Genomic DNA, 25,437 nt, shown 5'->3' on the forward strand with positions numbered 1-25,437 from the left:
GTTCGTCTTTCCTCCAGGAGGCGTTAACGCTTCCTGGAAGAAAGACCCTTGCCTTAGAAGGCGGTGGTCATCGGCGTCGGTTGAAGGAGCATCGACGTCGCCTCCACCAATCGCGACAGCTCCTCCGGCGTGTTGTACGCCTGGACGGAAATGCGCATGTAGTGGCCGCCCTGCCAGACGTAGCAAGGGACTTCGATCCGATGTTCTGAATAAAGACGCTCCTTGAACGCAGCGATGTCGGGCTGAAGCGGAAGCGGGGCGACGCCCATCTGGTGGAAAAGGCGCGGCGCTTGCCGTGGGTAACAGGAAGGGACGCCGGTGACCGCTTCGAGCTGCGCCAGCGTTTCCGCCAGCATGGCGTGACAACGCTCGCGCACGGTTCGCCAGTCATGAGAACGTTGGAACTCGATGGCGGCGGGAACGCTCAGGTAGGCGGAAATGTCGTCGGTGCCTTGCCACTGCAGCGCACTGATAAAGTCATTGTCCTCGAACATCGTGCGCTCCGGACCATAGCCCCAGCTCACCACCAGCGGCTCGATCTGCGTCTGAACCTCCGGTCGCACCCATAGGAAGCCCGCGCCCTTGGGCGCGCACAGCCATTTGTGCAGGTTGCCGGTGTAGATGTCGGCGTCGAGCGCGCCGAGGTCGATGTCGATCTGACCAGGCGCGTGCGCGCCGTCGACGACGGTGAGGATGCCCGCCTCGCGGGCGCGGCGACAGAGCGCCTGCACAGGCAGCGTCAGCGCCGTCGGCGAGGTGATGTGGCTCAGAAAGAGCACACGCGTGCGTGGAGTGACGCCTTGCCAAAGCTCCTCGACGATCTGCGCCTCCTCGGCGATGGGCAGCGAAATCGGTTGACGGACCAGGCGGGCGCCTCGCTGGGCGCAGACGAACTCCCAGGCGTTGAGGCACGCCCCGTACTCGTGCGTCGTCGTCAACACTTCATCGCCGGGTTGCAGCGCCAGCGAGCGCGCAACCACGTTGACGCCGAAGGTGGCGTTGTGCACGAAGACCAGGTCCTCCGCTCGAGCGCCGAGATAGGCAGCCAGCGCCTCGCGCGCCGCGCGGAGAAGGCGACTCGATTCGCGTGCAAAAAAGTGGGTGGGCTGACGTTCAAGGCGTCGCTGCCACTCCTGATAGACCTCGAACACCGGCAGCGGCGTTGCGCCGAAGGCGCCGTGGTTGAGATAAATTACGTCGGGATCAAGCTGAAACAGAGAACGAAGCGCGTTCACAAACTCTCCTGACCGATGCAAAAACGAGAGATGATGATAGGAGCCATTATATCTTTTGCGAGGGTCGCAGTGAGAAATTGTGCGGAGCGAAGAAGAGGAATGCCAAATCTAAAGGTCCCCAAAACAAGCGGAGGGCGTCAGCATCTGGACTGACGCCCTCCGCTCACACAGAGAGAAGGAGAAAACCTACATGTGAACCCTGAACCCATTACCCATCCGCCTTCACTATAGTGTGGGCGGGCGATGGCGACAACTGGCAAATGATGTATCCTTTCGTAAGGTTGACTTGGCATGGAAAGGAAGCGGAGGCGAATGCTTGAGGATCTGCGTGGAAAGACCATTATTGTCACAGGCGGCGCGCAAGGGATCGGCAAGGGCATTGCGCTACATCTGTTGCGACTGGGCGCAGCGGTGCTGATCGCCGACCTGGATGAGGAGGCGGGCATGGAGACCGCGTCCGAATGCGCTGCGTGGGGAGAGGTGCGCTTTGTGCAGACGGACGTCGCCGACGAAGCTTCGGTGGCGCGCATGGCGGCCGAGGCGGCGGCGTGGCGCGGCGCCATCGACGGTCTGGTCAACAACGCAGGCATCGCCGATCCCGGCGCGACGCCGGTGGAGCAGTTGAGCCTGGATGCCTGGAATCGCGTGCTCGCCGTGAACCTCACAGGTGCTTTTTTGTGCGTCAAACATGCGGCGCCTCACCTGCGCCGGGCGCGCGGCGCCGTCGTCAACATCGCATCGACGCGCGCTCTGCAGTCCGAACCCAACACCGAGGCGTACTCCGCCAGCAAAGGCGGTCTTCTGGCGCTGACCCATGCGCTCGCCATCAGCCTGGGGCCGGAGGTGCGCGTCAACGCCATCAGCCCGGGTTGGATCGAAGTGAGCGCCTGGAAGAAAGCCGGCCAACGCCGCACGCCCGCTCTGCGCCCTATCGACCACGCCCAGCATCCGGTCGGCCGCGTCGGCGCGCCGGAGGATGTGGCGGCGATGGCGGCTTTCCTCCTGTCGGAAGCGTCGGGCTTTGTTACAGGGCAGAATTTTGTCGTCGACGGGGGAATGACGCGCAAGATGATCTACGTCGAATGAGAAAGGAGAGCTGCGGCTCGCAACCGCAGGTTCTCGACAGACCTCGAAAATTTGGCTAACAGAGGAAGCGCTGCGGTGCGGGCCCTCACCCCCTGCTCCCTTTTACGATATCAGCTGCATCTCGCAGCCGCAGTTTCCCGGCATACAGCAAGGCTGCGCCGGAGGCGATGGCCGGTTCACCCCCGGCGTCTTATAGGCTTCATTGTCCGCGCGCCTGCAAAATGGCGGTTTCCGCTGCGGTCAGGCCCGAAACGGCTGCGCTGATGAGCGCGTCCGCCTCTTGCAGCTGGGCGATGCTGCGGTTTTGAACGGCGGTGGCAAGCGCGCTGGCCGCCTGCGCGTAGCTGAGCGCCGCCGCCTCCAACTGGCTGTGGATCGCCTGGGCGTCGGCGGGCACGGTGAGCTCGCCGACGCTGGCGCTGGTGCGGCGCAACAACGTCAGGGCGGCATTCATGCGCGTCGTCCAGTTGGCGTCCTCAAGCAGCGCATTGTTGGCGTTCACTTCTCGCAACAGCCCGTCGAGGCTGGTCTGCACCAGGTCGAACTGGCGGATCAGCTCGAGCGCGGCCGTGAGATAGGCGTCGAGCTCCTCATTCCGAGGCTGAGGCTGCGGCGTTGGCGTGGGCGTGGGCGTGGGCAACAGGCCGCCAAGACCTGACGCCTGCTCCGGCTGCGGCGCAGCGGCCGGCGCCGCCTCGACGGGCGTTCCATCGATATTGACCACCGGCACGCTTTCCAGCGGAGGCGGATTGGCGACGAGCGCCGCAAAGACCCAGCCGCCATTGTCGAGGCGGAACCACGTGCCGTCGGCGTTGCGCCCGACGATATTGATCGCCTGGCCGGTGACGGTGCCGCCGATCACGTCGAACTCGGTGCCAGGGCCGGCGCGCAGATTGGCGTCCACCGTCACCGTGGGCGTCACGACTCCGGTGGGTGCAGCCTGGCCTGTCACGGCCCGCAAAATTTCATCGTTGACGACAGGGACGGCGGCCTCTGGAGCGGCGACCAGGAAATTGGCGATCCAGGCGCCGTTGCCGAGCAAATACCAGCCGCCATCTTCGCTGACGGCTGCAACCTGAACCTCTTGTCCGGCCGTCGCCTGCCCGACGATGGCGAAATTGGTGCCGGGGCCGGCGCGCAGATTGGCGTTTTCGATCACGGAAGTGGTGATCAGCGGGACGCCGCTGACGGCGGGCGCAGGTGCGGCCTCCACGGTTGGCGTCGTGGCTACGGTTGGCGTCACCGCCTCTGTTGCGGTCAACTCTTCGGTCGGCGTCAGTGTAGGCGTCGCCAGCAGTTCCTCTGGAAGAACCAGTTCGATTTGCGCTGAGCCTGCCTCAAACGGCGCAACGATCACCGAGATGGGCACGGTTTGCGTAAGGAGGTCGGACAATTGCAGCGCAACCGACGCCGGAACGGTTGTAGTCAACGTCTGGGTGACGACGAAATCCAGATCGATTTCCAGCGTCACGGCGACGCTGCTGACGATCAAAGGCGGGGTAAGCTCCTCCGTTGCGGTCACTTCTGCAGCGCCGAGGAGATCGCTTGCCAGCTCTGCCGTCGGGGTCAGCGCCGGCGCTGCGCCGAGCTCCGTCGTTGCGGCTGGAATGCTCTCGGTGAGCGGCGCCGTCGCCTCAAGCCCTGTTTCGGTCGGCGTCAACAGCTCCGTTTCGGCGATGGTCTCCGTGAGCGCCTCCGTCGCCGTCATCTCGCTGACCGCAAGCAACGAGATCGTCAGCGGGATCGACTGGCGAATCTTGATCCGAAGCGGCTGCTCCAACGGCGCAGGCTCCACCGTTGGGGTTGGCGTCGCGTTCTGTTGTTGAACCGCCGCCTGCGTCGCCGACATCTGTAGCAAGAAGAGCGTGAGCAGGCTGAAGGCGAACGTGAGCAGGGTGAGGCTCTTGCGCTGCATGGTCGTCCTCCCTGTTTCGTGAGGAAAGGGTCGATTGTTTCTCGATTATAGCCTATATGTGAATCCTTCTTTTGGCAAGTTGTGCGCAAATCAAGTTTGTTGCGCTCCTTTGGATTGTGTCAGCTTGGGATAACCTCTGGTAGAATGCACGGCTGTGCATTATTGTTAAAAACGCATGGTGAATGGAAACAGTTTCAGATGAGCACGAAAATTATTTACTCGATGATCGGCGTCGGCAAGGTCTATCCGCCCAACAAGCAGGTCCTGCGCGACATCAGCCTCTCGTACTTTTACGGCGCCAAAATCGGCGTCCTGGGGTTGAACGGCTCCGGCAAGAGCACGCTTTTGCGCATCATGGCGGGCGTGGACAAGGATTTCATCGGCGAGACCGTGCTGGCGCCTGGCTATACGATCGGTTACCTGGAGCAGGAGCCGCAGCTTGATGAGAGCAAGACGGTGCGCGAGGTGGTCGAGGAGGGCGTGCAGGAGGTCATCGATGCGCTGCGCGAGTTCGATGAGATCAACGCTCGCTTCGCCGAAGAGCTGACGCCCGAGGAGATGGACGAGCTGATGACTCGGCAAGCCGAGGTGCAGGATCGGCTCGACGCGCTCAACGCCTGGGACCTGGATAGCCGGCTGGAGCTGGCGATGGACGCGCTGCGCTGTCCGCCGGGCGATACGCCGGTGAAGGTGCTCTCCGGCGGTGAACGCAGGCGCGTGGCGCTCTGTCGTCTGCTGCTGAAGGAGCCGGACATTCTCCTGCTCGACGAGCCGACCAACCATCTCGACGCCGAGTCGGTGGCGTGGCTGGAAAATCATTTGCGCGACTACAAGGGCACGGTGATCGCAGTCACGCATGACCGCTATTTCCTCGACAACGTCGCCGGCTGGATTCTGGAGCTGGATCGCGGCCACGGCATCCCATGGAAGGGCAACTACTCCTCGTGGCTGGAGCAAAAGCAGCAGCGGCTGGCTCAAGAGGAAAAGCAGGAGGCGTTGCGCCAGAAGACGCTTCAACGCGAGTTGGAATGGCTGCACATGACGCCCAAGGCGCGACAGACCAAACGCAAGGCGCGCATCAACGCCTACCACGAGCTGCTCGCCCAGGACAAGGAGCGAGCGATGGAGGAGCGAGAGATTTACATCCCTCCAGGGCCGCGGCTCGGCGACCTCGTGATTCGCGCCGAGGGCGTCAGCAAAGCGTACGGCGACAACCTGCTCTATGAGAACCTGACCTTCGACATCCCTCCTGGCGCCGTCGTCGGCATCATCGGGCCCAATGGCGCCGGCAAGACGACGCTCTTTCGCATGATCGTCGGCCAGGAAAAGCCGGACAGCGGGACGCTGACGATCGGCGGCACGGTCAAGCTCGCCTACGTCGATCAGACGCGAGACGCACTGGACCCCAACAAAACTGTCTGGGAAGAGATCTCCGGCGGGCAGGATCAGATCCAACTCGGCGATCGGCTCGTCAATTCGCGCGCTTACGTTGCGCGTTTTAACTTCACCGGCCAGGACCAACAGAAGAAGGTCGGCATGCTTTCCGGCGGCGAGCGCAACCGCGTGCACCTGGCCAAGATGCTCAAATCCGGCGGCAACGTCCTCTTGCTCGACGAGCCCAGCAACGACCTCGACGTCAACACCCTGCGCGCGCTTGAAGACGCCCTGGAGGCCTTCGCCGGCTGCGTGCTGGTGATCTCCCACGACCGCTGGTTTCTGGATCGCATCGCCACGCACATCCTGGCCTTTGAAGGGGACAGCCAGGTGTACTTCTTCCCGGGCAACTACAGCGAATACGAGGAAGATCGTCGGCGTCGCCTTGGGCCGCTGGCCGACCGTCCGCACCGCATCACCTACCGCAAGCTTCGCCGCGCATAAATGTGCTGGCGAGGGAGTCACCCCCTCGCCAGCATGCCCTAACTCATCAATCCGCCCCTTCCATGCTACAATCATGGCATTATGTGGATTCAAAACGTGCATATCCTGAGGGAGCGGAGCTTCGCCGCCATACGATATGGTTTGCCTGTAAGTTTATTGTTGACCATTCTGCTGCTGAGTTCCTGCGCGTCGCCGTTGCGCAGCGCAGGCAGTTTTCTTCACCGCGACGCGATTCTGGTCTGGCACAGCCTGCCTGCGCCGGAGGCCGCCGCCCTTGACGCTGTGCTCGACCGCTATCGCCGCGCCAACCCAGGCGTCGATGTGCTCGTTCAATTCCAGGAAGCCGACCTGGAAGAGCGGTATATGCGCGCCGTCCAGTCCGGCTTAGGGCCTGACCTGTTGATCTCCAGAAGCGTCTATGTGCGCTCCCTGGCCGACGCCGGCGCCCTGCTCGCCGTCGACGAGCTGGCCTCGGATGATTTGCTCGAACGTTTCCTGAGCGTGGCGTTGCGCACGCTTCGCTACAACGAGCGATTGTATGGGTTGCCGGTGGCCCTCGACACTCAGGTTCTCTATTTCAACCGCCGGTTGGTCGAGCAACCGGCGGCCACCGTCGATCAGCTGATGCAGGAGGCCAACGGTGGCCGTCGCATCCTGATGAACAGCCAGTTTGTGGATGCGATCTGGAGCGCCCGGGCGTTTGGCGTCAATCTTTTCGATGAAGCGGGAAGGCCTCAGGAGACCATCGGAGGCATCGCCAACTGGCTGACCTGGATGGAGCAGGTGCGCGACACGCCTGCTTTTATCATCGACGATAACGCGTCGGCGTTGCGCGAGCGCTTTCTGCGCGGAGATATCCCGTACTATATCGGCCATGCCAATGAGCTGAATTTGCTCGAAGAGACCTTCGGCGACGACCTGGGCGTGGCGCAGTTGCCGTCCGGACCCGGCGGAAGCGCGGGCCCCTTCCTTACGACGACGGCGTTGATGTTCAACTCGATGTCCTCTCCTCGGCAGGTGGAGCGCGCCCTCGATCTGGCTCGTTTTCTCACCAGCAGCGACCAACAGGCGGCGCTGATGCGCGAGGCCAACGTCGTTCCGGCCAATATGCGCACGCGCATCTCCGAGGGGCTCTATCCTCAGATCGCCACCATCACCGCCCAGGCGCGCCTTGCCATTCCTTATTTTAACGACGCCCACATCCAGGACGCCTACGCGGCGCTGGCCACCGCTTACAACCGCACCATGATCGGAAGTGCAAGCGCCACAGAGTCGGCGACTGCCGCCCAAACCGCCTTGATCAACGAATTTGGCTTCCCCTCCACCGAAGCTTTCGCCTCCGTCTGCATCGAGAGCGGAGCGCTGCTTCTGTTGGCGCCCGACGTCAACGGCTCGCTTGCTCTGCTGCGCACGCTGGTGGATGGCTTCACAGACGTCTGCCCCAACATTCGAGTGACCGTGCAGAGTTTCGCCACGGAAGGGATGCAAGCGCCCTCTCTTGCGGCGCTCATGACCGCCGGCGCCGACCTGCTGTTTCTGTCGCATCGCGACCTGCCTGCGCTGGTGGCAGCGCGCGCGTTGGCGCCGGTCGATGAGTTGTTGGACGCCACCCTGCTGCAGCAGATGCGCCCTCTCGCCGCCTCCGCCATGCAAATCGGCGGACGAGTGTTCGCTGCGCCTCTCCTCATCGACGTGCAAACGCTGTACTATAATCCTTCCCTGGCCCCCGATCCTGCAGGCACGCTGGCCGACTTACGCTCTCAGGCGCAGGGCGGTGCGCCGATTGTGCTTGACGGCGGGTTCGAGCGTGGAATATGGGGGGTCGGCGCCTTTGGCGGGCAGCTTTTCGCAGCCGACGGTGGATTTGGCCTGTCGCCAACGCCCCTGACGCAATGGCTGGCCTGGCTGCAGGACTCGCAGCGCTTGTATGGCGTCAATATAGCCGTGCAACATGAAGAGGCGCTGGACGCCTTTCTGAGCCGTCGCAGCGCCTATCTCGTCGCCCCCTCGACGCGTTTCAACGATCTTTTGGCCCGCCTCGGCAGCGCTGACGTCGGCGTGACGCTCTTCCCAGAAGGGCCGGCCGGGCCCGGGCGGCCGCTGGCAAGCGTCGGCGGACTGGCGATGCTCTCCCATCGCAGCGCACAACATACGACGCTGATCGAGCGCTTCCTGGACTACGCCGCCAGCGTGCAAGGACAGAGCGCGCTGCTGGCGGCGCATCGTTTCCTGCCGGCCAACGGCGCCGTCTCGCTGGATCGCCGCCCGAACGTTGCGCGCATGGCAGAGCAGCTGCAATCGGCGACGCTGATGCAGAGCCGTCCCTGGCTCGAATGGGTCTTTGCGCTGGGCGACGCAGCCTATCGCAGCGTCCTCGTCGACGGCGTTGCCCCCGAAGAGGCGGTCGCCCAAATGTACGCCGCCCTGGAGGCGGACGCCGATCGCTACGGCCTCGTCGTTCCGACGCCGGACCCCACGCCTACGCCTGCGATCACGCCTTCGCCTCCTGTCACAGAAGAGCCAGCGACGCCTCTCCATACGCCCCTTGAAGAAGAGACGCCGCTCCCGGAAGAACAGGTTGAGGAAGGAGGTGCTCCATGATCGTTGACTTTTCTGTATTGTTCGACCGCCTTGAAGAGCAGATCGTTCTGCTTCAGATCATGCTCGAACGAGAGGCTGTCCGGCGCCAGATTTTCGCCATCCTGCTCATTCTGGCGGTCTCCTGGCTGGCGCCGAAGCTGCTCGACGCGGCGCTCAAGCGTCTATCTGAACAACCTGCAAGCGAAACGGAAGCGCAGGGCGACGCGGATGCCGAACGGCTGCAGCCGGATGAGTCGAAAACCTCGACACAACCCGAATCCTTGCGCAATCGCGTCATTCGCTGGCTGCGCGCAATCGATCTGATTCTCTTTCCGGCGCTCTTCTTGCTGCTGGCGCAACAGACGGTTCTGCACTTCAGAGAGAACGGTTGGCCTGGCGGCCTCATTGAAGCCGTGACGCCCTTTGTCTGGGTCGTGCTGGGCTATCGGGTGGTCGCCGGCTTCATCCTGGCGATGCTGCCCGAGAAGCAGTCTGAGCGTTTCTCCGCCGAGGTGTTGCGGCCTGTCATCTGGATTTTGGTGTTGGTGATCGTGCGCAACGTGCTCTTTTCCACGCTGGGGTTGAGCGATATTTCGCTGCTGCGCTTTGCGGACTGGACCATCAACCTGGGCGACTTGATCGACGGCTTGATTGCCCTGTTGCTGGCGATTCTGCTCGCCGGGGCCGTCCGCAAGGTGCTTTACAACCTGATGGTGCGCAGCGAGGCCGAGCCCGACGTCGCCAACACGGTCAGCAACGCCGTGCGCTACGTCGTCATCAGCCTGGGCGGGTTGATCGGCCTGGGCCGGCTGGGCATGGATCTGAGCGCGCTGGCCTGGATCGGCGGCGGCCTTTCGGTGGGGCTTGGTTTTGGCCTGCAGGAGCTGTTCGGCAACTTCGTCAGCGGCATCGTGCTCGTTTTCGAGCGCATCGTGCGTCCGGGCGATGTGATCGACGTGCAGGGAATGCGCGGGGCTGTGACCAGGGTGTCGATGCGCGCCACCGTATTGCGCACGGCGGACAACTCCGAGATCTTCGTGCCAAACAAGGAGTTGATGACCAAACCGGTGATCGCTCTCACCTATTCCGACAGGATGGCGCGCGTCGTGCTCACCGTCGACGTCGCCTACGACGCCGACCTGGCGCTGGCCGAGCGCGTCCTGCTGGAGACGCTCCAGCGCCATCCTTTGATCCTTTCCGAACCGGCGCCCGGCGTGTTGACGACTTCGATGGAACCCTACAGCATTCGTTTTCTCGCCTTTGGTCACGTCGCGGAATTCGGCGATTCTTTCCGCGTGCGCAGCGAACTCTATCAAATGGTGCGCGACGCCTTCCGATTGCATGGAATTACAATCCCCTACCCGCGCCAGGAGGTCTATGTCCTTTCTGAAGACGCCGCGTAGACCCTGAAGAGGTTGCGCTCCGGCAAGAAGCAAGGCGGGGGAACAAGCGCTCGGTTCAAAGTTTGTTGGCCGCTACATAGCGCCAGGCGGACAACCCCGCCTTGGCGCCCTCCCCGATGGAGACCGGCACCTGTTCGGCGCAGATGTTGGTGACGTCGCCGGCGGCGAAGATGCCCGGCATGCTGGTGGCGCAGTTCTCATCGACGACAATATGGCCGAACGCATCCAACGTCACCAGGTCGCGCACGGCGCTGTTGTTGGGCAGCAGCCCGAACTGCACGAAGACGCCCTCCACGGGCAGGCGGCGCACCTCGCCGTTGACCCCTACGATGTCGATGCCTGTTACATAGTCATCGCCTACGATCTGCTGCACTTCCCAGCCGCGAAAGACATCGATGCGCGGGTGTCCCAGGATCGCTTCGGCCTTCTCGCGATCGGCGACAGGTTGAGGCCGCGCCTCGATGTAGTCGATGTGAGCGGCCAGAGGGATCAGGATCTGCAGCGCTGCAATGGCGCGTTCGCCGCCGCCGATCACGGCGACCTTGCGGCCGCTGAAAAACGGGGCATGAGAAATGGCAGAGTAGCTGAGACCTTTGCCCCAATAGTCCATCTCGCCTTCGACGAAGAGGCGTTGGGCGCGCACCCCGGTGCATACGACGACGCTGCGGCTTTCGACTTCACCCCCCTGACTGAGCTTCAGCCTGAACGCGCCGTCGTCGAGTCTTCTCACCGCATCGACCGTGTCAAGAATGTGGTGTTGCAGCGCAGCTGAAACGCGCTGCGCCAGCTCATGGACAAGGCTGGCGCCCCAGACCGTCTCCTGATGAGGAACATCGCGCAGCGCGAACGGATAGAAGACCTTTCCGCCAAAATCAGGGCTGATCAAGGCGACGTTCAGGCGGGCGTAAAGCAAATAGGCGGCGGCCGCCAGTCCGGCCGGGCCGCCGCCGAGCACGACGGCGTCGAATCGTTCTGTCATGGGTTTCACCTGCTCTTCAATTTGACCCGTCGCAAGGCGGCTAACAGCCGCTCCGGCGGGTCGGCTTTGCTGACAAAGGCGTCGGCGCCGGAGGCCAGCGCATGCAGGCCGGCTTCCGGTCGACCGCTCAACACGATAATATGGAGGCCGGGACATTCGGCGTACAGGGAGTTTATCACATGCCGGGCGCTGTGCACAGCGTTCAGACCGGGAAGTTCCCAATCCAGCAGCAACAAGTCTGGATGCAGCGCCGAAACGCGTTCCATCAGTCCGGCGACGTCGGCGGCTTCTCCGACGATCGACAGGTCTGGCTCCTGTTCGAGCAAGAAGCGCACTGCAGAACGCAGCGCAGGCTGGTCATCGGCCAGCAAAACGCGCACGCGCTTCCCTCCAGACCATGGTAAACATCGTCTCATCAAGTTGCGGTCAGACATGGCCCCGCTGCCACCACCTCCGGATCAACGGAGTTGACATATTTCTCAAAATTTTTCGTGAACATTTCGGCAAGCCGGCGCGCCTGCGCATCGTAGGCGCACGGATCGGCCCAGGTGGAGCGTGGGTCGAGCACCTCGGCAGGGACGTCTGGGCAAGCGAGCGGGACGCGCAGGTTGAAAAGCGGATCGGTGCGATAGCCCACGTAGTCCAGGTCGCCGTTCAGCGCAGCATTGATCATGGCGCGCGTGTAAGCGATCTTGATGCGGCTGCCGACGCCATAGGGGCCGCCGCTCCAGCCGGTGTTGACCAGCCAGACATCCACCTTGTGTTGCTGAATGCGCTCCGCCAACATATGTGCATACACGCTTGGATGCCAGACCATGAACGGTTCGCCGAAGCAGGCGCTGAAGGTGGCCTGCGGTTCGGTCAGGCCCCGCTCCGTGCCGGCGACCTTGGCGGTGTACCCGGAGAGGAAGTGATACATCGCCTGCGCTGGCGTCAGCCGGGCGATGGGCGGCAGCACGCCGAAAGCGTCCGCCGTCAGCATCACGATGTGGTTAGGATGGCCGCCGACCCCTTTGCGCGTGGCGCTGGGGATGTGGCTGATCGGATAAGCGGCGCGCGTGTTTTCGGTCAACGAGTCGTCGTCGAGATCGATTCGCCCGGTGGCGGTGTTGTAGCCGACGTTTTCGAGGATGGTGCCGAAGCGACGGCAGGCTTCGTAAATTTCTGGCTCGGCGGTGCGCGACAGTCGAATTGTCTTGGCGTAGCAGCCGCCCTCCAGGTTGAAGACGCCGTCGTCGCTCCAGCCGTGCTCGTCGTCGCCGATCAGCGTGCGTTTGGGATCGGTCGACAGCGTCGTCTTGCCGGTGCCCGAAAGCCCAAAGAAGATGGCGACGTCGCCGCTGCGGCCGAGATTGGCGGAGCAGTGCATGGGCAGAACGCCTCGCTTGGGCAACAGATAATTCATCACGGTGAAAATAGCCTTCTTGATCTCTCCGGCGTATTGCGTGCCGCCGATCAACACCAGTTTCTGCTTGAAATTGATCATGATGAAGACTTCAGAGCGCGTGCCATCGATGTCTGGGATGGCGTGAAAGCCCGGCGCTTGAATCAACGTAAATTCGGGCTTGTGCACCGTCAACTCTTCGTCGTTCGCCTGAATGAAGAGATTGCGGGCAAACAGGCTCGCCCACGCCGTCTCGGTGATGACGCGAATCGGCATGCGATAGGTGGGGTCGGCGCCGACGAAGCAATCCTGCACAAAGAGATCCCTCCCTTGTAAATAAGCCATCAGGCGGGCGTACACGACGCGAAAACGCTCTTCTGAAACAGGTTGGTTGACGTTGCCCCATGCAATATCCTCGCGCGTCTCGTCCTCTTCGACGATGAATTTGTCGCGCGGGGAACGGCCTGTGTATTGCCCGGTGCGCACGACCAACGGACCCAAATGGGCGAGATGGCCCTCGAAACGTCGAATGGCCTGTTCATAGAGCAGCGGCGTGTTGAGCGTCCAAAAGACATTGTTCGGATTGTAGACGCCATGATGTTCGAGTCCATAGGGACTGTGAGGTCGCATGGATGACATAATTGCTTCACTCCTTCGCCAGAGAATGACAACCTGAGAACAACGCGCAGAGAAGCCCGCCAAAGGCGGTGGGGCCGGACGTCGGTATCAACGCACCCTTACTCAAAGCAATTGATAGTTGCAAAGCGGTTGCAAAACCCTGGGCCGGTCGTGAATGCATGATCTTACACATGGGTGTTCGGAGAGTTCAGCGTCCGACTCCCCCAGTGTAGCCCCTTTTTCAATCGAAAGGGCTAGGCATCCGGAGAGAATCCACTTTGTCTGAGGTTTAGTTGTTCCCCTGGTCAACTGACCAGGGTTGGAGAAAGGCTTCAGCGCACTCGATTGCACCGACTCCTGAAATGCGCAATCCCCCTCCAGGAAGCTCGACGCTCCCTGGAAATGTAAAATGGCTGCGCAACTTCGATGTTCATGGTAGACTACAGATAAACCCTTGAACGGATTCATCTCTTCAAGCGTATGCGAGTCCTCTACCTCTATAAAGATTACCACCCTGTCTTCGGCGGCATTGAGAATCATATCCGTCAGCTTGCCGTCGGGCTGCGCAGCCTGGGGGTGGAGACGCAAGTGCTGGTCACCAATACGACGCGGCGCACCCTTCAACAGGAAATCGACGGCGTGCCGGTCGTCAAGACGGCGCGATGGATCAACGTCTCCTCCGCGCCCGTCAGCCTGAGCTTCTATGCGTGGCTGCGCCGGCTGGAAAGGGACATCGACATCGCCCATGCGCACATGCCCTATCCGCCCGGTGAGCTTGGGCAGCTTTTGTGGGGGCGCAGCCGCCGTTTTGTTGTGACCTATCACAGCGACATCGTGCGTCAGCGCGTCTTGGGGACGCTCTATCGACCCTTTCTGTGGGAGACGTTACGCCGCGCCGATCTGATCGCTGTTTCCAATCCCGTTTACATTCAGGACTCGCCGTTTCTGCGCGTGCACGCCGAAAAGTGCCGGGTCATTCATTTCGGCGTCGACCTCGAGCGCTTTGAACGGACGCCGGCGGTCGAGGCGGAGGCGGCGCGCTGGCGCGCGCGCTGGCCGGATCGCCTGCTCGTGCTCTTCGTGGGGCGGCTGCGCCACTACAAGGGCGTCGACGTGTTGATCGACGCAGCGGCTCGACTGTCTGCTTCTGCCCATTTTCTGATCGTCGGCGTCGGCCCTCTCGCCGCCGCGTTGCAGCATCAGGCGCAGCGCAATGGCGTCGCCGATCGCGTGCATTTTCTCGGCGAGCTGAGCGATGAAGCGGTGACGGCGCTCTATCACGCCGCCGACGTCTTCGTGTTGCCCTCCACCAACCGCGCCGAAACCTTCGGCATCGTCCAGCTGGAGGCCATGGCGTGCGGGTTGCCCGTCATCTGCACGGAGCTGGGCACCGGCACCTCCTACGTCAACCAGCACGGCGTGACCGGCCTGGTCGTTCCACCCCAGAACTCCGAGGCGCTGGCCGCAGCGCTTCGGCAGTTGCTCGAACATCCTGAGCAGCGCCGGGCTTTTGGCGCCGCCGGCCGACGCCGGGTCGAGCAGGCGTTCACGCGTGAGGAGATGCTGCGCCGGACGCTGGCGTTTTATGAAGAGGCGCTGGGGCGATGAAGTATCTTCTTGACGTGCGCACCGCCGCTCCCCATTTCCCCGGCATTGGACGCTACGTCGCCAATCTCGTCTCGGCGCTCGTGGAGCATTTACGTGCGGATGAACGGCTCATGTTGTTGGGCTATCCTGCGCAAGAGGAGCAATTCGCGGCTTGCTTGCGCGCCGGCGTCGAGATGCTGGCGTGCGACGTCTCTCCCTTTGCGCTGCAACAGCAATGGAAAGTTCCTCCGTTGCTCCACAAGCAAAGGAAAAATGCAAAGGCGTCGCTCTATCACAGCCCCTATTATCTGATGCCCTACCGTCCGGGGCTTCCGACTGTGTTGACCTTTTACGACCTGATCCCGCTGCGTTTCCCCTCTTACGTTTCGCGCCGCGCCCGGCTGTTGTTTCGTTTTGCTATGCACATGGCGCTGCGCGCTGCGCGCCACGTGATCGCCATCTCGGAGGCTTCGCGGCGCGATCTGCTGGCGACCTTCGCCGCGCCGGCGGAGCGCGTCACGGCTGTGCCGTTGGCGGCGGACGCCCGCTTCCGCCCTCAGCCCAGGCAAGTTATCGAACGCCTGCGCGCGCGCTACGCGTTGCCGCAGGCGTTCCTGCTCTATGTGGGCAGCAACAAGCCGCACAAGAACCTCGTCACCCTGGTGAGCGCCTATGCGGCGTTGAAGGCTTCGGCGCCGCCTTTGCTGGTGGCAGGCCCGTGGGACCCCCGCTATCCGGAGGCCATGCAAAGAGCGCAGGCTCTGGGATTGGGAGAACGCATCCGCTTCCTGGGTCTCGTCGAGGACGTTGATCTGCCCGCCCTGTACAGCGCAGCGTTGGCGTTTATCTTTCCGAGCCGCTATGAAGGGTTCGGCCTGCCGACGCTGGAGGCGATGGCCTGTGGAACGCCGGTGGCGTGCAGCAACGTTTCCAGCCTGCCGGAGGTGGTCGGCGAGGCTGCGCTGCTGTTCGATCCGACCGATCTCGGGGCGCTGACGGAGGCGATGCAGCGCCTGGTGGAGGATAGGGCGCTGCGTCAAGCGCTGAGCGAACAAGGTCTGCGCCGCGCGGCGACCTTTTCCTGGGAGCGCAACGCCGCTGCTACGCTCGACATTTATCGACGAACGGCTGAGAAGACGTAGATCTCTTTGACGAGGGCGACTCCGTCGATGCGACGCATCCCTTTCTGGAATTTCCTTTTCTGGTCGGCGTTTGGAATTCACGCAGCGACCTTTGCGCTGCGACTGGAGGTCTTCTGGCCCACGCCTGCTCTGTTCGATTTCTCCTCATTCTACATGGGAGGGTGGGCGGCTCGGCTTGGCCTTTCCCCCTATCGTTGGCCGGAGGCAACGTTGTTGACGCTGGCCGAGCGCACGCAGACCCCGACGCCGATCCCGTTGCTCAACAGTTTCCCTTTGTGGGCGTGGCTGATGCAGCCGTTCTCCTGGCTGAGTTTTCCGGCGGCGGCGTGGCTGTGGTTGGCGCTCCAGCTGTTGATGCTCGTCTGGTGTGCGAGAACGCTGGCGGGGCTTGCCGGCGTCGAAACGCGCCGGGGGCGGGCGCTGGTCTTTGTTCTGCTGATGACCTTCGGGCCGACGGCGTTGACTTTGGCCCTGGGGCAGAGCGCCATCATTGCGTTGACGGCTGCGCTCCTGTTGGCGGACCCGCTTTGCGCCGTTCGCCCTTTGCGCCGGGGCGCAGCGCTGGCGGCGTGGCTGGCCGCGTTGGCGACGAAACTCTTTCCTCTCTTCTGGCCTTTCGCCTTCTTGCTGCAACGTCGGTTTGCTCTGGCGATGGCGACGATGGTCGCCCTGCTTTTATTTGCGGCGGCTCATATGCTGCTCACGCCGACGCTGATGGCCGACTACTTCCTCGCGTTCCTGCCAGGGCGCGCCGGCGAGTTCGCTGCGCTCGCCGGCCGCGACGATCAATCGCTGCCGGCGACGCTTCAGCGTCTGTTTGCAGGGGAGGCGCCTTGGGTTGCATCGGCGCTGACGGCTGCGGCGCTGGTCGGAATCGGCCTGTTCGTTGTGCGGCTCATCCTCCGCGGCGCGCGGATGCAGGAGCACACTGCGCCCTTCTGGGCGTGGGTGCTCTTCTGTTTGCTGCCTTTCCCCCACACCGAACGATATAACCATGTCCTGTTCGCGCCGGCGATGGCGTGGCTCTGGGGGCGGAGTGAGCGCAGCCGACGCTTTGCGGTTCTTGGCTATGCGCTGGCTGCGGTGGCCCGGCTCACCCGACTCTGGGAGCAACTGCCTCCGCCCCTCTTCGCCATCCTCTCGACCGCCGGCGTCGTTGCAGTGCTTGTGTTGATCGTGGGAATTGCGGAAGCGATGAAATCCACAAATTCGTTGCGCGTGCCAACGGCCGTCGTTCGCCCACAGCCTGACCCGTTTCCCTCTGAATCCGTTGTCGCCTCCCCCGATGACCCTCGTCCGCCCACAGCCTAATTCGTGACAATCTAATTCGTTTCCGTCTGAATCCATTGTGAAGTTCTTGACCCGTTGCACCGCCTACGTTAACATTGGCCTGATGCAGGCATTATGTGCGCTATGCAGAGGACGTTCAACTTTGATGGTGAAGCTTTGATGGTGAATCGAACGAAGCTGGATCAATGGTGTGACAGCGTGCTCGAGGCGGGGTGGCTGGCTGCGCTGGTCGTCTCGCCGCTTTTTTTCAACGTCTTTTCCAGCCGCGTCTTTGAGCCGGACAAAATCAGCCTGGTGCGCACGATTGCGCTGGTGATGATGGCGGCGTGGGCGATCAAGCTCGCCAACGGCGGCTACGCCTGGCTGCCCGGCGGCGACGATTCGTCGGAGGCGCGTGGGCAAGGGGCCAACTGGCGCGGCTTCGTGAAGAATCCGTTCATCTGGCCGGTTGGGCTGATGATCCTGGCCTTTGCGCTCAGCACCATCTTCAGCGTCGCCGTCTTCGTGAGCTGGTTCGGCTCCTATCAACGCCTGCAAGGGACCTACAGCTTTCTGGCCTACGTCACGATTGCGGCCCTGACCGCCGCAACGATGCGTCGGCCCGAGCAGCTGCGACGCTTCCAACATGCGGTCATCCTCACCAGCCTGCCGATTTCGATCTACGGCGTGATCCAGCATTACGGCCTCGATCCCTTGCCCTGGGGCGGCGACGTGCAGACGCGCGTGGCCGCCAACGCGGGCAACGCCATCTTCCTGGCCGCCTATCTGATCATGGCCTTTTTCCTGACGTTGGAGCGCGTCTTCACCAGCTTTGTGCGCTTGATGGGCATCGGCCAGCCGACGAACGCGCAGCCGCAGGAGTGGCAATCTTCCCTCGCCGGCGGCGCGTATCTGTTTGTGCTGCTCGTTCAGGCCATCGCCATCGTCTGGACGCAGAGCCGCGGCCCCTGGCTGGGATGGGTGCCCGGCGTCTTTCTGTTTGGGCTGCTCACCGTCAGCGCAGTGCGCCCGCGCTATTTCCGCGCGCTGTTGAGCCTGGCCGTCGGAGGCGTGGCGGCGGTGGTGCTCCTCATTCTGGCCGCCAACTTCGTCCCCGCCTTTGGCTTTATCAAAGAGGCGCCCTACGTCGGCCGCTTTGTCAACGTGCTGGAGATCGACAGCGGCACGGGCAAGGTGCGCCAGTTGATCTGGGGGGGCGCCACCCAGATGCTGTTGCCGCATGAGCCGCTGACCTTCCCGGATGGCAGCCAGGATAACGCCAACTTCCTGCGCCCTCTCGTCGGCTATGGGCCGGAAGCAATGTGGGTGGCCTTCAACCCCTTCTATCCGCCGGAGCTGGCGCAGATCGAGGCGCGCAACGCCAGCCCGGACCGTTCTCACAACGAAGCGTGGGACAGCCTCGTCATCACAGGGCTGCTCGGCTTTATCGGCTACATTGCGCTTTTTGTGGCGATCTTTTACTGGTCCTTGCGCTGGCTGGGCCTCATCAAGCAGCGCCGCGACTCGCTGCTCTTCGGCGGCCTGGTGGCGTTTGGGGGGATCGGCGTTTCACTGCTCCTGATGGCGTTCGATGACTGGCAGTTGCGCATGGCGGGGCTGGGGTTGCCCTTCGGCATCGTCACCGGCTTCGGCGCATATGCGGCGCTGGCGGCGTTCCTTCATGCGCGCCACAGACCCGACCGAGCAGACCTGCCGCGGCTGATGATGATCATCGCCCTGCTGACGGCTATCGTCGCCCACTATCTGGAGATTCACTTTGGCATCGCCATCGGCGCCACGCGCACCCATTTTTGGGTCTTCACCGCTGTGCTGATGCTGATCGGGATGCGGCTCCTTCCCGTGCTCTCCACGGAGCTGGCCATGGCCGAAGAAGGGGAGGAGGCGGCCTCCGCCTCGACGCCTCCAAAGCGGGGCCGACAGGGCAAAGCCGCCGCCCCGACCCGTCGCACGCGTGCGGTCGGCGTACACGCTCCTCGCCTGCCGCGCACGGTGATGACCGACGCGCTGATCTTTCTGACCTTCGTGTATATCTACACGACGAACGCCGCAGGGCTCGCCGATCCGGTGCGCATTCTGAGTGAGAGCATCTTCGTCAATCCCAAAACCGGGGCGACAAGCCCGGCCATCTTCTTCTTGATGCTCTTCACCTGGCTGGTGGCGGCCACCGTTGGCCTGGCGGAAGAGTCGCTGGCGCAGCGCAGGGCGCCGGATTTGGGGTGGTGGTTGACGGGCTACGCGCTGCATGCCGGCCTGGTCTGGGGCGCCTGGCTGGTCTACGGGCTGATTCAGGCGACGCGCCTGGCGCCGATCCAACCGCCGCCGGGGATCACCAATCAAGAGTTTCTCAACCTGCAACTCGAACGCATCGGCGGCCACTTTGGATTCTACACCTTCATCGTCATCCTGTGGATGGCGACGGCGGCCACGGTCTACGCCTGGCCCGCCCTGCGCGCTCGCGCGCTGCCCGCCGTTGGACGCAGCTGGGCCGCGGCGTCCACAGGCGTCGCCGCGGTTGCGCTGGCGGCGTTTCTGATCCTCACCGTCAACGTCACGCTGGTGAAGGCCGACATCGTCTACAAACAAGGGCAACAGTTCGACAGCCAGGGCAACTGGCTGAGCAGCGTGGAGCTGTACAAACGCGCCCTGGCTACGCGCAAGACCGAGGACTATTACATGCTCTTCTTGGGGCGGGCGCTGCTGGAGCTGGCGAAACAGGCGCCTCCCCACGGCGCTGCGACGCTGCCGGAGCCGCTGACGCTCGACGACGTGCTGGCGCTGACGCCGGACGTGGTGGCGCAGCTTGGCCGCAACGACCTCTTGCGCGCCGCCGAAACCGTGCTCCTCGAGGCGCAGCGCGTCAACCCGCTCAACACCGACCACACCGCCAACCTGGCGCGGCTCTATCGGAGCTGGGCCGACCTCTCCGACGACCCGGCCGTCCGCCAGCAGCGCCTGGAACAGAGCATCGCCATGTACGACATCGCCGTGACGCTCAGCCCCAACGCGGCGCACCTGTGGAACGAACGCGGCAACGCGCTGATGGCCGCCGGCCGCACCGAAGAGGCGTTGGCCTCCTTTGAGCACAGCCTGACGCTCGACCCGCTCTTCGACCAGACGTATCTGCTGCTGGCCGATTATTTCGAGCGCACGGGGCAGACGGATCGCCTGCTGGAGACGCTGCGCAAAGGCGTCCAGCTCTTCGAGGAGGCGCAACGACCGCAGTCCGCAGCGCAGATGCTCAGTTATCTAGGCGTGATCGAGGCGCGGCAGGGCAATCTGGAGGCAGCCGCCGAAGCCAATCGACGTCTGCTCGAGCTGCTGCCGGGCAACGCGCAGGCGTTGCGCAACCTGGCGATCCTTGCGCGCGACCAGGGCAATCTGGAGCAGGCGATGGCTTACGCGCGCCAGGGGCTCGCCTCCGCCACCAGCATCGAAGACCGAATCGGGCTGCACCAACTGGCTGCGGATCTCTATCAACGCCAGGGCGACGTCCAAGGGATGATCGCCGAGATGGAGGCGATTCGCCAGCTGGCGCCCAATGACGTCAACACGCTGCGCACGCTCAGCTCGCTCTACGCCACGACCGACAACCAGGAGAAGGCGCTTGAAGTGGCTCAAACGCTGATGGCGCTCGATCCGAACAACTATCAATATGCCGTCGAAGCCGGCATGGCGCTGCTGCGTCTGAACCGGCGCAGCGAGGCGCTGGCGATGTTCCAGCAAGCCAGGACGCTGGCCCCCCCGGATCAGCATGCCGCCATCGATGCGCTGATTGCAGAAGCGAGCAGTTGAGGCCCCCTATGCCCGACACGTTGCCGATGACGGCGTTTATTCTGATCGGGGCGAGCACGTTGCTGCTCACGCTCGGCGTGGTGCCGGTGATGCGCCGCGTGGCGTTGCAAACCGGCACGGTCGATAAGCCTTCCGCGCGTAAGATTCACGCGTCGCCGGTGCCGTTGCTCGGCGGCGCCGCCATCTACGTGTCGTTCATTCTGGCGCTGGTCTTCTTCGGCGACCGCGACTACATCAACGAGGTCGTCGGCATTTTCGTCGGCGCCACGCTGATGAGCTTCATGGGGCTGGTCGATGATCGCTGGGGATTGAGCAGCTATGTCAAGTTGTTCGGCCAGCTCGTCGCCGCCGGCGTTTTGATCTATTCCGGCGTCCGCGTTCAGATTTTCGGCGCCTGGCTGGACGTGGTCCTAACCCTGGTGTGGGTGGTTGGCATCACCAACGCGTTGAACCTGCTCGACAACATGGACGGGTTGAGCGGCGGCGTGGCGATGATCGCCGCCATCTTTTTCACGCTGCTGGCGGCGATGAGCGGGCAATATCTGGTCGGCGCGTTGGCGGCGGCGTTGGTGGGCGCCTGCGCCGGCTTCCTGATCTATAACTGGAACCCGGCGCACATCTTCATGGGCGACGCAGGCAGCCTCTTTCTGGGCTTTATGCTGGCGGCGGTGGCCATCAAATTGCGTTTTCCGAGCAACAGCGTCACGGTGACCTGGATGATCCCGGTCCTGGTGCTGGGGCTGCCCATCTTCGACACGACGCTCGTCTTCATCAGCCGGTTGCGCCGCGGCAAGAACCCGCTGACGACGCCGGGCAAAGATCACATCAGCCATCGCCTCGCCTATTTGCTCGGCAGTCGCCGCGAGGCGGTGTTGGTCTGTTACCTCATCTGTTGCGCGTTCGGCGTGGCGGCGATCTTTGTCTCGCAGGCTTCGTTCCACGAGGCTTTCGCCGTTGCGTTCGCTGTCGCCGGGCTGTGCCTGTATGCGTTGTGGCGGTTGGAATTTCGCAACGACGGCGTGCGCCCTCAATAGATGGTGGAATCCCACCCATTCTCAAGGAGAAAATCATGCCCAAAGACCCCTATATTGAACTGATTGAGCAGCAGTGGCCCTCGATCGCCGAAACGTACAACCGCTTCGCCGAACAGCGGCCGATCATGTTGATCGACGTGCAGAAGGCCGAAATCTACGCCTATCCGTTTGAAGAATTCCTCATGGTGCTCGAACCTGTTTCGCGGCGCCAGGTCGAAGACCAGTATCGCCGCGCGCTGGCAAACCGACAGATGGTGCTCTTCGTGCGCGACGTGGACAACAACGTCTTTCAATCCTACACGCTGGCGCTTGAGGACTGAACGCGTCGCTCAGGCGGCAGAGAGCGTTTTGACAAAAAAGATGACGCAACGCAAGCAAGTCACCATCTACACCGACGGCGCCGCCGAGCCGAATCCGGGGCCCGGCGGCTACGGCGTGGTGTTGGTTTACGGCCCCCATCGCAAGCAAATCTCCGGCGGCTTTGCGCGCACCACCAACAACCGCATGGAGCTGATGGCGGCCATCAAAGGACTGGAGCTGCTTAAGGAGCCGTGCGACGTTACATTGGTCAGCGACTCCAAATACCTGGTCGACGCCATGACGAAGGGCTGGGCAAGACGATGGCGCCAGCAGGGGTGGAAGCGCTCGAACAAGGAGCCGGTCGTCAACCCTGACCTGTGGGAGCGGCTGCTTGCGCTGTGCGACAAACACCACGTCACCTTTGCGTGGGTCAAAGGCCACGCCGACCATCCGGAAAATGAGCTGTGCGATCGCCTGGCCGTGGAGGCGCTGCAACAGCCCAATCTGCCGCCCGACGAAGGATACGTGGAGGCGATGGCGCCGGCCGCTCAGAACGACTCTCCCAAAACGGGCCTTTTCTGCCGGGCCTGCGGGGCGGAGCTGGAACGACGCCCGACCAAAAGCAAGCCGAAGCCCGGACAGCGCTACTTCTATGCATATCATCATTCCTGTCCGGGCTGTGGACGCATCTATCTGGTGGAGGAGGCCAAACGGCCCATTTCAGAGGCTTTCCGTCAAGAGTAACGATCAACTGCGCCGACCGCAGACGTCTACGGCCCACCTTCCAGCTTCGCCAGTTCGGCGCGCGCGGCGGCCAGCTCCGCTTCCAGCCAGGCGATGTGCGCCTCCAACGCCGCGCGCCGTTCAGAGAGGCTTTGCGGCGCCTCCAACGCTGCCTCCGCCGCTTTCTCAAAGCGACCGTCGGCGCGCAGGGCCAGCAGATGCAGCGCCCACAACGCCGCCGCCACCATGCTATCCGCCAGACGATAGGCCAGCTCGCCGGAGGAGAGCATGGCGTTCGGGTCGCCCATGACGACGAGCAGCACACGGTAGAGCACCTGCGCCAGCGTGAAGAGCAGCGCCAGGGCGCCGACCAGCGCTACGCCGTAAAGATAGATCTTACGCGGCCAGGAGTTGCGCTCGACGGCGCCCGCGGCGTCGGTGCGCTCGGCGATGGACTGCGCCCGACGCCAGAAGACGACCCAGACCGGCGCGCCGACTGCGAGCAGCGCCACGCCGTTCGCCAGCGGCTCGCGCCAGAGGCCTCCGACCAGCGCGGCGTCGATCAGCGCATGCAGCAGCTCGACGGCGCCCACCCAGAGCAGCGCCAGCCCTGTGGCGGTCACAAGATAGGTGTACACGCGGCGCACGGTGGCGCTTTCGTTGCTGTCCCCGTAGGCGTCCGTTTCCTTGCGCAGCGTCGCCCAACACCAGCGCCAGACCACGGCGCCCACCGGAATGAAGGAGACCGGCCCCGTCATGCGGTCGAGCAGCCCGGCGAGCGAATCGCCGCCTTCGCCGATAACCATCAGCACACCTTCGCGCAGCAACAGCGCCGCCGGCGTCAAGGTGGTGATGGCGCCGATCAACACGCCGAGATAGAGATAGATGCGGCGCATGACGGCGCGTCCTTCCGCGGGGTTGAGGGTCAGCGCGTCCTGCCATTGACGCCAGATGGCGTGGAAAAGCCAGCTTCCAATGAGCGCCTGACTGACTGCGTCCGCCAGCGGTCGTCGCCACCATCCCCATTCCAGTGCGCCGAACGCCCGGTCAAGGGCCATCTGCAATCCAATCTGAATCAACATGTGGCCGCCCCAAATGGCGATTCCCAACCCCGTCAGCCCGGCGAGCACAAGAAACAACTGGCGAACGAAGCGGGCGAAGCGCGCCTCCTGGCCCCAATCGCCATCGTTGAGCAACACCGCGCCCCACTGATAAATCAGGCCAACGCCCACGAGGGCCATCAAACCCCACTGCAGCCAGCCCGCCGGCCAGGACTGGATGGCGCCGAGGGCGCCGCCAAAGGCCAGCCAACCGATCTCGCGCAACAGCCGACCGAGGTTCGAGAGCATCACGATCAATCCGGCTGCGGTGGACCCATACAGAAAAAGTTTGCGCCAGACGGAGCGGCGTTCGTCGAGCGCATCGCCAAAGCGCTGCGCCAGCCCCCAGTGAATCAAAAAGATCGGCGTGGCGACGAGCAACGCGCCGATGGAATTGGCGGCGGTGGTGCGCAGGAAAGCGCCCTGCAACATGCTGTCGCGCTCCAGCCACGCCCGGCTGAGCATGCCGATCAGCTCATTGACGGCCGCCAGCGCCGCCATCTGACTCACGAACGCAACCAGATAGATGTACAGACGCCGTACAGCTGTCAGTCGGGTGATTTTCGCATTGTTTTGCATTTGAACCCCTGTCAACATGATGAAATCGCTCTCAATTCTGTGCGCGCCGTTTGATCAACGCGTCCTTGCCGCCGTTCAGAGGGCGTCAGCCATCCCTGGGGCGTCAATAGAAATATTCCTGCGTGTTGATTTTCCAGGCGCCGTCCTCGCGGACGACCTCGACGATGCGCTCCGACGTCCAGGTCGAGCCGCTGCTGAAGAGGCCGCCGGTGGCGTAGGCGTCGATGGCGACGGTCACGTACGCGCGGTTGGCGTTCTCGGGGTCCATGCGCACGTTCAGGATGCGCAGACGGCGCGCGGCATCCCCGTAGATGTACGCGTCTCCACGCAAGGGGCCATAGCCGCGTTCGCTCTCCACCTCCTCCAGCACGCGCTTGCTGTACTGGGCGCGCGCCATGGCGATGTCGCCTGCCTTCAGCGCCAAAAAGGCATTGTAAATCGGCGTCTCCGGCGCATCCTCCGTGCGATAAGCGGGCGGCGCCTCCCCCGCTCCTTGAATATTGACGGTCACAAGCGCTGCAGCGATCAACAGCCCAACGACGACCAGCACGGCGACCGTAAATTTGTCGAGTCGAATTTTCACGCTTTCCTCCTGATCGAAATCTGCTTTTCCGAAACAATAGAGGCCCTTCCTTGCCGTCGCATTTGCAGCATTCTCTGCAGCGCATGGGAGTCCGGCGACGGCTTGGGGATAGGCTTTCACTCGTCTGACACTTCTAAGCGTAACGCAACCCTTGTCACATTTCAATGCGCAAAAGTGTATCATTGACTGCAACACCCCTGCGCAGCCTCGTTGCACATCGTGCACCATC

At 63.1% G+C, this 25,437-nt stretch carries 17 protein-coding genes and 1 pseudogene; 11 read left to right on the forward strand and 7 right to left on the reverse strand.

Annotation, left to right across the window (positions count from 1 at the left end; all coding sequences use genetic code 11):
• Positions 1–53: 53 nt before the first annotated feature.
• Complete coding sequence (locus Q0367_RS16610; protein WP_297637779.1) at positions 54–1,235, reverse strand: aminotransferase class V-fold PLP-dependent enzyme; 1,182 nt, start codon at positions 1,233–1,235, stop codon at positions 54–56.
• Between the two features lie 312 nt (positions 1,236–1,547).
• Between Q0367_RS16610 and Q0367_RS16615 the strand changes: the two genes are divergently transcribed.
• Positions 1,548–2,321, forward strand: coding sequence for an SDR family oxidoreductase (locus tag Q0367_RS16615; protein WP_297637766.1), 774 nt, complete (start codon positions 1,548–1,550; stop codon positions 2,319–2,321).
• A 199-nt stretch (positions 2,322–2,520) separates the two neighbouring features.
• Here the strand turns inward: Q0367_RS16615 and Q0367_RS16620 are convergent, their stop codons facing one another.
• Positions 2,521–4,236: an SH3 domain-containing protein gene (locus Q0367_RS16620; protein ID WP_297637764.1), complete on the reverse strand. Its 1,716-nt coding sequence runs from the start codon at positions 4,234–4,236 to the stop codon at positions 2,521–2,523.
• A gap of 198 nt (positions 4,237–4,434) precedes the next feature.
• Between Q0367_RS16620 and ettA the strand changes: the two genes are divergently transcribed.
• The 3 genes from ettA (at position 4,435) to Q0367_RS16635 (ending at position 10,097) form a co-directional block, all read left to right on the forward strand.
• Positions 4,435–6,114: an energy-dependent translational throttle protein EttA gene (gene ettA / locus Q0367_RS16625; RefSeq protein ID WP_297637760.1), complete on the forward strand. Its 1,680-nt coding sequence runs from the start codon at positions 4,435–4,437 to the stop codon at positions 6,112–6,114.
• Between the two features lie 96 nt (positions 6,115–6,210).
• Positions 6,211–8,715 (forward strand): extracellular solute-binding protein, encoded by a 2,505-nt coding sequence (locus tag Q0367_RS16630; protein WP_298983629.1) that lies wholly within the window; start codon positions 6,211–6,213, stop codon positions 8,713–8,715.
• Positions 8,712–10,097 (forward strand): mechanosensitive ion channel family protein, encoded by a 1,386-nt coding sequence (locus tag Q0367_RS16635; RefSeq protein ID WP_297637745.1) that lies wholly within the window; start codon positions 8,712–8,714, stop codon positions 10,095–10,097. The genes Q0367_RS16630 and Q0367_RS16635 overlap by 4 nt, the downstream gene beginning before the upstream one ends.
• A 55-nt stretch (positions 10,098–10,152) precedes the next feature.
• On the opposite strand, the gene Q0367_RS16640 is transcribed toward Q0367_RS16635, so the two are convergent.
• The 3 genes from Q0367_RS16640 to pckA are packed head-to-tail and all read right to left on the reverse strand — an operon-like array spanning position 10,153 to position 13,090.
• Entirely contained in the window at positions 10,153–11,076 is a 924-nt protein-coding gene (locus Q0367_RS16640; RefSeq protein ID WP_297637742.1) for an NAD(P)/FAD-dependent oxidoreductase, read from the reverse strand.
• A gap of 5 nt (positions 11,077–11,081) precedes the next feature.
• On the reverse strand, positions 11,082–11,456 hold the full coding sequence (locus Q0367_RS16645; protein ID WP_297637739.1) for a response regulator transcription factor: 375 nt from the start codon (positions 11,454–11,456) through the stop codon (positions 11,082–11,084).
• A 35-nt stretch (positions 11,457–11,491) separates the two neighbouring features.
• Positions 11,492–13,090: a phosphoenolpyruvate carboxykinase (ATP) gene (gene pckA, locus Q0367_RS16650; protein WP_363325882.1), complete on the reverse strand. Its 1,599-nt coding sequence runs from the start codon at positions 13,088–13,090 to the stop codon at positions 11,492–11,494.
• A 468-nt stretch (positions 13,091–13,558) separates the two neighbouring features.
• Here pckA and Q0367_RS16655 point away from each other — a divergent pair, with 468 nt between their 5' ends.
• From Q0367_RS16655 to rnhA, 7 genes and pseudogenes are all read left to right on the forward strand, one after another.
• Positions 13,559–14,686: a glycosyltransferase gene (locus tag Q0367_RS16655; protein WP_297637733.1), complete on the forward strand. Its 1,128-nt coding sequence runs from the start codon at positions 13,559–13,561 to the stop codon at positions 14,684–14,686.
• Positions 14,683–15,807, forward strand: coding sequence for a glycosyltransferase family 1 protein (locus Q0367_RS16660; RefSeq protein WP_297637729.1), 1,125 nt, complete (start codon positions 14,683–14,685; stop codon positions 15,805–15,807). The genes Q0367_RS16655 and Q0367_RS16660 overlap by 4 nt, the downstream gene beginning before the upstream one ends.
• A 27-nt stretch (positions 15,808–15,834) precedes the next feature.
• Positions 15,835–17,118 (forward strand): glycosyltransferase family 87 protein, encoded by a 1,284-nt coding sequence (locus Q0367_RS16665; protein WP_297637716.1) that lies wholly within the window; start codon positions 15,835–15,837, stop codon positions 17,116–17,118.
• 138 nt (positions 17,119–17,256) lie between these two features.
• Entirely contained in the window at positions 17,257–20,889 is a 3,633-nt protein-coding gene (locus Q0367_RS16670) for a tetratricopeptide repeat protein (RefSeq protein WP_297637714.1), read from the forward strand.
• An 8-nt stretch (positions 20,890–20,897) separates the two neighbouring features.
• Positions 20,898–21,923, forward strand: a complete 1,026-nt coding sequence (locus Q0367_RS16675) for an MraY family glycosyltransferase (RefSeq protein ID WP_297637711.1) — start codon at positions 20,898–20,900, stop codon at positions 21,921–21,923.
• A gap of 35 nt (positions 21,924–21,958) precedes the next feature.
• Positions 21,959–22,243 carry a hypothetical protein gene (locus Q0367_RS16680; protein WP_297637708.1) on the forward strand — a complete coding sequence of 95 codons (285 nt, stop codon included), beginning with the start codon at positions 21,959–21,961 and terminating at the stop codon, positions 22,241–22,243.
• A 40-nt stretch (positions 22,244–22,283) separates the two neighbouring features.
• Positions 22,284–22,739 (forward strand): annotated as a pseudogene (gene rnhA, locus Q0367_RS16685) (ribonuclease HI); the annotation flags it as partial.
• Between the two features lie 254 nt (positions 22,740–22,993).
• Here the strand turns inward: rnhA and Q0367_RS16690 are convergent.
• On the reverse strand, positions 22,994–24,625 hold the full coding sequence (locus Q0367_RS16690; RefSeq protein WP_297637702.1) for a DUF5671 domain-containing protein: 1,632 nt from the start codon (positions 24,623–24,625) through the stop codon (positions 22,994–22,996).
• 103 nt (positions 24,626–24,728) lie between these two features.
• Positions 24,729–25,208, reverse strand: coding sequence for a hypothetical protein (locus tag Q0367_RS16695; protein WP_297637699.1), 480 nt, complete (start codon positions 25,206–25,208; stop codon positions 24,729–24,731).
• Between the last annotated feature and the right edge of the window lie 229 nt (positions 25,209–25,437).

This window comes from uncultured Caldilinea sp. (genome assembly GCF_937128415.1).
In the GTDB taxonomy this organism is placed as follows: Bacteria; Chloroflexota; Anaerolineae; order Caldilineales; family Caldilineaceae; genus Caldilinea.

Bases quoted from the DNA above. Each gene is read 5' to 3' on its own strand.
- ettA (WP_297637760.1), top strand. From the start codon at position 4,435: ATGAGCACGAAAATTATTTACTCGATGATCGGCGTCGGCAAGGTCTAT.
- Q0367_RS16615 (WP_297637766.1), top strand. From the start codon at position 1,548: ATGCTTGAGGATCTGCGTGGAAAGACCATTATTGTCACAGGCGGCGCG.
- Q0367_RS16680 (WP_297637708.1), top strand. From the start codon at position 21,959: ATGCCCAAAGACCCCTATATTGAACTGATTGAGCAGCAGTGGCCCTCG.
- Q0367_RS16665 (WP_297637716.1), top strand. From the start codon at position 15,835: ATGCGACGCATCCCTTTCTGGAATTTCCTTTTCTGGTCGGCGTTTGGA.
- Q0367_RS16640 (WP_297637742.1), bottom strand. From the start codon at position 11,076: ATGACAGAACGATTCGACGCCGTCGTGCTCGGCGGCGGCCCGGCCGGA.
- Q0367_RS16675 (WP_297637711.1), top strand. From the start codon at position 20,898: ATGCCCGACACGTTGCCGATGACGGCGTTTATTCTGATCGGGGCGAGC.
- Q0367_RS16670 (WP_297637714.1), top strand. From the start codon at position 17,257: ATGGTGAATCGAACGAAGCTGGATCAATGGTGTGACAGCGTGCTCGAG.
- Q0367_RS16660 (WP_297637729.1), top strand. From the start codon at position 14,683: ATGAAGTATCTTCTTGACGTGCGCACCGCCGCTCCCCATTTCCCCGGC.
- Q0367_RS16620 (WP_297637764.1), bottom strand. From the start codon at position 4,236: ATGCAGCGCAAGAGCCTCACCCTGCTCACGTTCGCCTTCAGCCTGCTC.
- Q0367_RS16690 (WP_297637702.1), bottom strand. From the start codon at position 24,625: ATGCAAAACAATGCGAAAATCACCCGACTGACAGCTGTACGGCGTCTG.
- Q0367_RS16655 (WP_297637733.1), top strand. From the start codon at position 13,559: ATGCGAGTCCTCTACCTCTATAAAGATTACCACCCTGTCTTCGGCGGC.
- pckA (WP_363325882.1), bottom strand. From the start codon at position 13,090: ATGCGACCTCACAGTCCCTATGGACTCGAACATCATGGCGTCTACAAT.
- Q0367_RS16635 (WP_297637745.1), top strand. From the start codon at position 8,712: ATGATCGTTGACTTTTCTGTATTGTTCGACCGCCTTGAAGAGCAGATC.